This is a genomic window from Ruegeria sp. AI3 (genome assembly GCF_056541245.1).
In genome coordinates this window covers 1-529 of record NZ_JBQFYA010000103.1, presented here as the reverse complement: position 1 = coordinate 529, position 529 = coordinate 1, and the positions used below count along the sequence as shown (strand labels likewise).

General features: G+C 55.6%; 1 protein-coding gene. It reads right to left on the bottom strand.

What is annotated here, in order from left to right; genetic code table 11:
• Positions 1-529, bottom strand: a 529-nt coding sequence (locus ACRZ95_RS23280; RefSeq protein ID WP_480555786.1) for an MFS transporter, incomplete at both ends; no start/stop codon positions are given.

Genomic DNA, 529 nt, shown 5'->3' with positions numbered 1-529 from the left:
ACAACAAAAGCAGCGGGACCGAAGTCCAGCCCCAATCGGCGCCAACATCCAAACCGTAAAGCAGAAGCAAGACGCCAAAGGACAAAAGACCCATGCCCGCGAAGTCTATGTGCTCGCCCTGTTTATGCTTGGTTTCGCGTTCCATTAACAACACGGTGGTCGCCATTGAGACGCAGGACAGCACCACATTGACGAGAAAGAAGTAGCGCCATTCTCCCAGACCAACGGCGAGGCCGCTGATCATGGGGCCGAAAACATTCCCGGTGGTGACGCCTGCCAAAATCATGTCCATAACAAGAGCGCGATGTTCCTCACGCCCGACTTTCGTTGCCCCCAACGCCAGAGTGCACGGCCAGACGCATCCGGCTCCTATGCCCTGCAAAGCACGGGCGCCGATCAGGTAATCAAGACCGGGCGCCACAAAACACAAAACGGATGAAAACAAGAAGATCGATAGCCCAATGATCATAATCTTGCGGTGCCCGTACATGTCACCAAGGCGCCCGCCAGCAACCATCGTCATGGCAAA